The 6,000-nt window shown below is 73.0% G+C and carries 5 protein-coding genes; 4 read left to right on the plus strand and 1 reads right to left on the minus strand.

All coding sequences use genetic code 11. From position 1 onward, the window contains the following. The first annotated feature begins 43 nt into the window (after positions 1-43). Entirely contained in the window at positions 44-637 is a 594-nt protein-coding gene (locus ACIHFE_RS32720) for a CGNR zinc finger domain-containing protein (protein WP_400112453.1), read from the plus strand. On the opposite strand, the gene ACIHFE_RS32725 is transcribed toward ACIHFE_RS32720, so the two are convergent. Then, positions 621-1,664 (minus strand): CHRD domain-containing protein, encoded by a 1,044-nt coding sequence (locus ACIHFE_RS32725; protein WP_400112454.1) that lies wholly within the window; start codon positions 1,662-1,664, stop codon positions 621-623. The genes ACIHFE_RS32720 and ACIHFE_RS32725 overlap by 17 nt on opposite strands. Before the next feature lie 210 nt (positions 1,665-1,874). On the opposite strand from ACIHFE_RS32725, the gene ACIHFE_RS32730 reads away from it, so the two are divergent. The 3 genes from ACIHFE_RS32730 to ACIHFE_RS32740 all read left to right on the plus strand — a co-directional run bounded on the left by ACIHFE_RS32730 (position 1,875) and on the right by ACIHFE_RS32740 (position 5,536). Then, a complete protein-coding gene (locus ACIHFE_RS32730) occupies positions 1,875-2,414 on the plus strand; it encodes a sigma-70 family RNA polymerase sigma factor (protein ID WP_400112456.1) in 540 nt (179 codons plus the stop codon). Next, a complete protein-coding gene (locus tag ACIHFE_RS32735) occupies positions 2,411-3,109 on the plus strand; it encodes an anti-sigma factor family protein (protein WP_400112458.1) in 699 nt (232 codons plus the stop codon). The genes ACIHFE_RS32730 and ACIHFE_RS32735 overlap by 4 nt, the downstream gene beginning before the upstream one ends. 96 nt (positions 3,110-3,205) lie before the next feature. Continuing rightward, the gene (locus tag ACIHFE_RS32740) at positions 3,206-5,536 is read left to right on the plus strand and encodes a HelD family protein (protein WP_400112459.1); all 2,331 of its coding nucleotides are present in this window, start codon (positions 3,206-3,208) and stop codon (positions 5,534-5,536) included. Positions 5,537-6,000 lie beyond the last annotated feature (464 nt).

Raw genomic sequence — 6,000 nt, forward strand, 5'->3', positions numbered from 1 at the left:
AGTAGCGGGCGCCACCGGGAAACCGGGGAAAGGTGACACGCATATGGCGGCGGCCTCCCATGACCTGCGGTTCGACTCCGGGCGGCTGTGTCTGGACCTGGTGGCCACGGTCTCCGGCCGGCCCGGCGAGGAACCGGTGGACCGGCTGGCCAGCCCCGAGCGGCTGCGCCGCTGGCTGCTGGGCTCGGGCGCGGTGCCGGCGGGCACCGGACTGGAGATGGTGGACGCCGGCTGGCTGAGCCGCTTCCACGCGGCCCGCGAGCTGCTGCGCCGGGTGGTGCGGGCCGAAACCGGCGGCCGGGCCGCCGACGGCGACCTGGAACGGGTCAACGCCATCGCCTCCACCGCCCCGCCCGTACTGCGCGCCGTCCGGGGCGCCGACGGCGGCCTGGTACGGACCCTCGCCGGCCCCCCGGACTGCGGTGCCCTGGTGGGGCTGGTCGCCCGGGACGCGGTGGAGCTGCTCACCGACCCCGCGGTGCGCGGACTGCTGCGCCAGTGCGAGGGCGAATCCTGCACGGTGCTCTACCTGGACACCTCCCGAGGCCGGCGCCGCCGCTGGTGTTCCAGCGAGGTGTGCGGCAACCGTGAGCGGGTGGCCCGGCACCGTCGCCGGGCCCTCAACGGGACGCGCTGAGCGGCCGGTTGGCCGCCGGCAGGCTGTTCACAAAGAGGTAGTCCGCCCGGTAGGGCACCGCCAGCCGCGGCTGCCGCCAGGGGTCGCAGGGGCCCGAAGGAGCCTTACCGCCCCGGGTGTTGAGGCGCAGCACTTCTCCGGTGCGCGCCAGCACACCGGTGCGGGCTCCCGACTGGCGGGCAGCCAGGTCGAGTTCGGGCACATCGCGCTCCCCATGGGGCAGTTTTGCCAGCAGCACACCGGTGATCTCGGAGCCGTCCGCCGCCTGCCAGCGCGGCGCGCCGCCCGGCCGGTCGAAGAAGTGGCCGATACCGCCGTCCAGGGTGGCCCGGACGCCGTTCCGTTTGAAGGCGAAGGTGCCGTCCGGCTGCCGGGTGCAGGCATAGAGCTGCCGGCCGTCGACCACCGAGGTCTGGAAGCCGCCCGGGGCGCCGGACAGGTCGGCCGGGCGGCTGAGCCGGTGCACCTGGCCCCGTATGGCGCCGCCCGGGAAGCGGGCGGTGTGCAGGTTGACGTAGGAGTGGCCGGGGTTGGCGATCAGGTCGGTGAGGAGTCTGCCGTCGGTGACCCGGACGGTGCCGGTCGCCGAGGTCCGGCCGTCCGGCAGCCTGGTCAGGAAGAACGGGATCCGCACCGGCCCGTTCTGCCCCCGGACCCCCTGATGGAGATGGCCCATGGTGGGAGCCCCGATGCCGCGGAAGAAGAAGGCGTAGGACACCTGGTCGCCGTGCACCCGCAGCAAGGCGACGGCCCGCCCGCCGCGGTCGCCCGTCGCGGGGCCGCCGGGGACCGGCACCTCCTGGTCGCCGCTGAGAGCGGCGGCGAAGTAGGCGGTGCCGGCGCGCCCGGCGCGTCCGGTGCCTAAGGCCGCCAGTGGGTCGCTGACCTCGGTCAGGGCGCTGTGGTGCGTGGCGGTGCGTATCGCCCTGGTGGAGTCGCCGTCGGGCAGGACATTGCCGAAGGCCCAGCCGGCCGCGATGGCGGCCACACCTGTGCCGATGGCGAAGGCGACACTGCTGCGCTGCATGGAGATTCCCCCTCCGGAAAGCCGGTGCCCCCTGCACCGGCCGTCGGGGAGTCGTACGGGCGCCGGGCGGCTCCCGCTCAGCGGTGCCGGGTGATTTTTCCCGGACGATTTTCCCGGCCCGGCGGCTGAGCGGATTTCCGCCGAGATCCGTATTCACCGGCAGAAGGGCTCCGGGAATCACCGCTTCGCGCTATCGACCGAGGGAAAGACGTGCGCAAGGATTCCGATGTGGCTGACAGGACGGGCCCCGACGAAGAGCTGATGCGGGCCTTGTACGAGGAGCACGCCGCCGCCCTCCTGGCCTTTGTCTCCCGCCTGGTGGCGGGCGACCGGCAACGCGCCGAGGACGTGGTCCAGGAGACCTTGCTGCGCGCCTGGCGCAATGCCGACCGGCTGCGCGGAGCCACCGGTTCCGTACGGCCCTGGCTGGTGACCGTGGCCCGGCGCATCGTCATCGACAACCACCGCAGCCGCCAGGCCCGCCCCCGGGAGGTGGATCCCGCCCCACTCGAGCAGATCCCGGCGGAGGACGAGATCGACCGGGCGCTGCGCCTGATGACGATCTCCGATGCGCTGGACGACCTTTCCCAGGCCCATAGAGAGGCTCTGATCGAGACCTACTTCAGAGGACGTACGGTGAGCGAGGCCGCCGAGGTACTGGGCGTTCCGGCCGGGACGGTGCGGTCCCGGGTCTTCTACGCCCTGCGCTCCATGAGGCTCTCGCTGCAGGAACGAGGAGTGACGGCATGAACGGGTCGGCAGCCCATATGGATGTGGGCGCCTATGCGCTTGGCGTCCTCGACCCGGCCGGGGCAGCCCGCTTCGAGGAACACCTGGCCGGCTGCGACCGCTGCGCCGGGGAACTGGAGCAGCTGCTGAAGGTGACCCCGCTGCTGGCCGAGCTCAGGGAGACCGGCCCGCCGCAGCCACCACGGGCGGAGGCGCTGGGCGATCTGCTCCGGCGGGTGAGCGTGGTCCGCTCCGCCCAGCGCACCCGCCGCCGCTCGCTGGCCGCCGCGGCCGCCGCGCTGATCGTCGCCGGGCCGCTGGCCACCTTCGCGTTCACCGGACAGGAACAGCCGCACCCCACCACGGCCCAGGAGATGTACGAGCACGGCGACAAGTACCGCGCCGTGGACCCGGCCACCAAGGCGGAGGCCACCGTCTCCCTGGAGGGCAAGCCCTGGGGCACCCGGGTCGCCCTTAAACTCACCCATGTCAAAGGCCCGTTGACGTGCCGGCTGGTGGCCGTGAGCAAGAGCGGACAGGAGCAGACGGTCACCACCTGGGCCGTACCCGCCTCCGGCTATGGCACCGACAAGGGCGACAAATGGAGCCATGAGCCGCTCTACACCCATGGCGGCACGGCCTTCCCGGTCAATGACATCGCCCGCTTCGAGATCCGCACCCTCAATGGCCAGCATCTGGCCACCGTCAACGTCTGACTTGGGTGCCATACCTCTCATGTCCTGACAGGTGCGCTCGGTACCCCGGGTCGCGTACGGTTGAAGGCTGCCCTACGCACACAGAAGGGGGCCTGGGTGGCCGCGCAGAACGCCACACGCGCGCAGGTGGCGACGGATACCGGGAGCACCGAGCACCCGGACGGGATCCGGGACCGGGAGATCGGTGCCGAACAGCACCATCTGGACCGGGTGTACCGGCGTCTCGAGGAGAAGATCCACGAGGCGGAGTTCCTCATGGACGACGCCGCCAAGCGCGGCCAGGTGGGCACGCCGGGGGCGCTCGCCGAGCGGGACGCCCAGGTGTTCCGCGCCGGGGTCCATCTCAACCGGCTGAACAGCGAGTTCGAGGACTTCCTCTTCGGCCGCATCGACCTGCTGCGCGGCAAGGACGGCAAGAAGGGCCCGGACGGGGCGTACACCTCCGTCGACCCCGCCGACGACGCGGTGCGGGACGAGCGGGCCCAGATCGCCGAGACCCTGCACATCGGCCGGCTCGGCGTGCTGGACTCCGACTACTCCCCGCTGGTCATCGACTGGCGGGCGCCCGCCGCCGCGCCCTTCTACCGGGCCACCCCGGTGGCGCCCGGCCGGGTGGTGCGGCGCCGGGTCATCCGCTCCAAGGGCCGCCGGGTGCTGGGCGTGGAGGACGACCTGCTGCGCCCGGAGCTGACCACCACGCTGGACGGGGCCGCGCTGCCGGTGGTGGGCGACGGCGCGCTGATGGCCGCGCTGGGGCAGGCCCGCAGCCACACCATGCGGGACATCGTCTCCTCCATCCAGGCCGAACAGGACCTGGTGATCCGGGCGCCCGCCGCCTCGGTGACCGAGGTGGAGGGCGGGCCGGGCACCGGCAAGACCGCGGTCGCCCTGCACCGGGCCGCCTATCTGCTCTACCAGGACCGGCGGCGCTACGCCGGCGGCATCCTGATCGTCTCGCCCACCCCGCTGCTGGTCGCCTACACCGAGGGCGTGCTGCCCTCGCTGGGCGAGGAGGGCCAGGTGGCCATCCGGGCCCTGGGCTCGCTGGTGGACGGTGCCGAGGCGGACACCTATGACGAGCCCGCCGTGGCCCGGATCAAGGGTTCCGCGCGGATGCTCAAGGTGCTGCGCAAGGCGGTGCGCGGGGCGCTGGAGACCGACCGGCTCCCCGAGCGGCTGCGGGTGGTGGCCTTCGGTGCCCGGGTGGAGCTGGACGCCGCCGAGCTGGGCCGCATCCGGCAGACCGCGCTGGGCGGCACCGCCCCGGTCAACCTGCTGCGCCCGCGGGCCCGCCGGCTGATCCTGGACGCGCTGTGGTCCAAGGCGGGTGGCCCCCGCCGCTACACCGACCCGGAGCTGGCCGCCGAGGCCCGTTCCGCCTTCGACGAGGACATCACCGGCGAGGACTCCTTTATCGAGTTCCTGGCCGACTGGTGGCCGGAGTTGACGCCCCGTCAGGTCATGGTGGTGCTGGCCGACGAGCGGCGGCTGGCCCGCTTCGCGCGCCGGGTGCTGGTGCCCCGCGAGGTGCGGCTGCTGGCCCGTTCGCTGTCCCGGCTGGACGCGGCCGGCCGCGGCCCGCTCTCGGTGCACGATGTGGCGCTGCTGGACGAGCTGCAGATGTTGCTCGGCGCCCCGGCCGTACCCCGCCGGCCGCGCGAGCTGGACCCGCTGGACCAGCTCACCGGCCTGGAGGAGCTGATGCCGGTGCGCCAGGAGTCGCGGCGCGAGCGCGCCGAGCGGCTGGCCCAGGAGCGCCGGGACTACGCCCATGTCATCGTGGACGAGGCCCAGGACCTGACGCCCATGCAGTGGCGGATGGTGGGCCGCCGGGGCCGGCACGCCACCTGGACCGTGGTGGGCGACCCGGCCCAGTCCTCCTGGTCCGACCCTGACGAGGCGGCCGTCGCCCGGGACGAGGCGCTGGGCACCCGCCCGCGCCGCCGCTTCCGGCTCACCGTCAACTACCGCAACCCGGCGGAGATCGCCGAGCTGGCGGCCCGGGTGCTGGCGCTGGCCATGCCCGGCATGGAGTCCCCGGCCGCGGTCCGCTCCACCGGTGTGAAGCCGCGCTTCGCGGTGGCGGGCGCGGAGCTCGGCGACTCGGTGCGCGCCGAGGTGCGCCACCTGCTCGCCGATGTGGACGGCACCATCGGCGTGGTGGTCCCGATGGGCCGCCGGGTCGAGGCGCGCGGCTGGCTGGCGGGCCTGGGTGACCGGGTGGTGGTGCTGGGCAGTCTGGAGGCCAAGGGCCTGGAGTATGACGCCACGGTGGTGGTCACCCCGGCCGAGATCGCCGATGAGTCCCCGGCCGGCCTGCGGGTGCTCTATGTGGCGCTCACCCGGGCTACCCAGCGGCTGACCGTGCTGGCGGGGGAGCGGGACGACCCGGACGAGCACGGCGTGCCGGACCTGCTGCGGGACTGACTCCGGCGCCGGTTCCACCACCGGGGCGAATCGTTCTCCCCGGCGGGAATCCCTTTCGCCGACGGTTTGTTAGCCTGGGTACGACACCGGCTCGATCCAAGCCCCCGGGCCCAACCTTCGTCGCTTCGAGCGACCACTTGCCGCGAGGCGAGCATGGCGGGTCGGTGTCATTAACGGCGCGAAAGGGCGCCCTCCTCAAGGGGAGGGCGCCCTTTCGTCATGGGTGCGCAAAGTCCTGCCCGTATGGCGAAAGCCACTTTCCGGAACCCGGGCCCGGTTACCGCCTACCCATCGGTAGGTGGGACGATCGAACATCGCGCGGAGCCGCGCACCAGCACAACATGATCAGGGAAAGCAGGGGAAAGCGGCCATGGCAACGGCGCCTAGCGTCTCGTACTCGATGACGGTCCGACTGGAGGTTCCGGCGGGGGGTACGGCGGTCAGCCAGCTGACCACGGCTGTGG

This window comes from Streptomyces sp. NPDC052396, assembly GCF_044593195.1.
In the GTDB taxonomy this organism is placed as follows: Bacteria; Actinomycetota; Actinomycetes; order Streptomycetales; family Streptomycetaceae; genus Streptomyces.

Coding starts and splice junctions, on each gene's coding strand:
- ACIHFE_RS32720 (WP_400112453.1), top strand. CDS start 44: ATGGCGGCGGCCTCCCATGACCTGCGGTTCGACTCCGGGCGGCTGTGT.
- ACIHFE_RS32725 (WP_400112454.1), bottom strand. CDS start 1,664: ATGCAGCGCAGCAGTGTCGCCTTCGCCATCGGCACAGGTGTGGCCGCC.
- ACIHFE_RS32735 (WP_400112458.1), top strand. CDS start 2,411: ATGAACGGGTCGGCAGCCCATATGGATGTGGGCGCCTATGCGCTTGGC.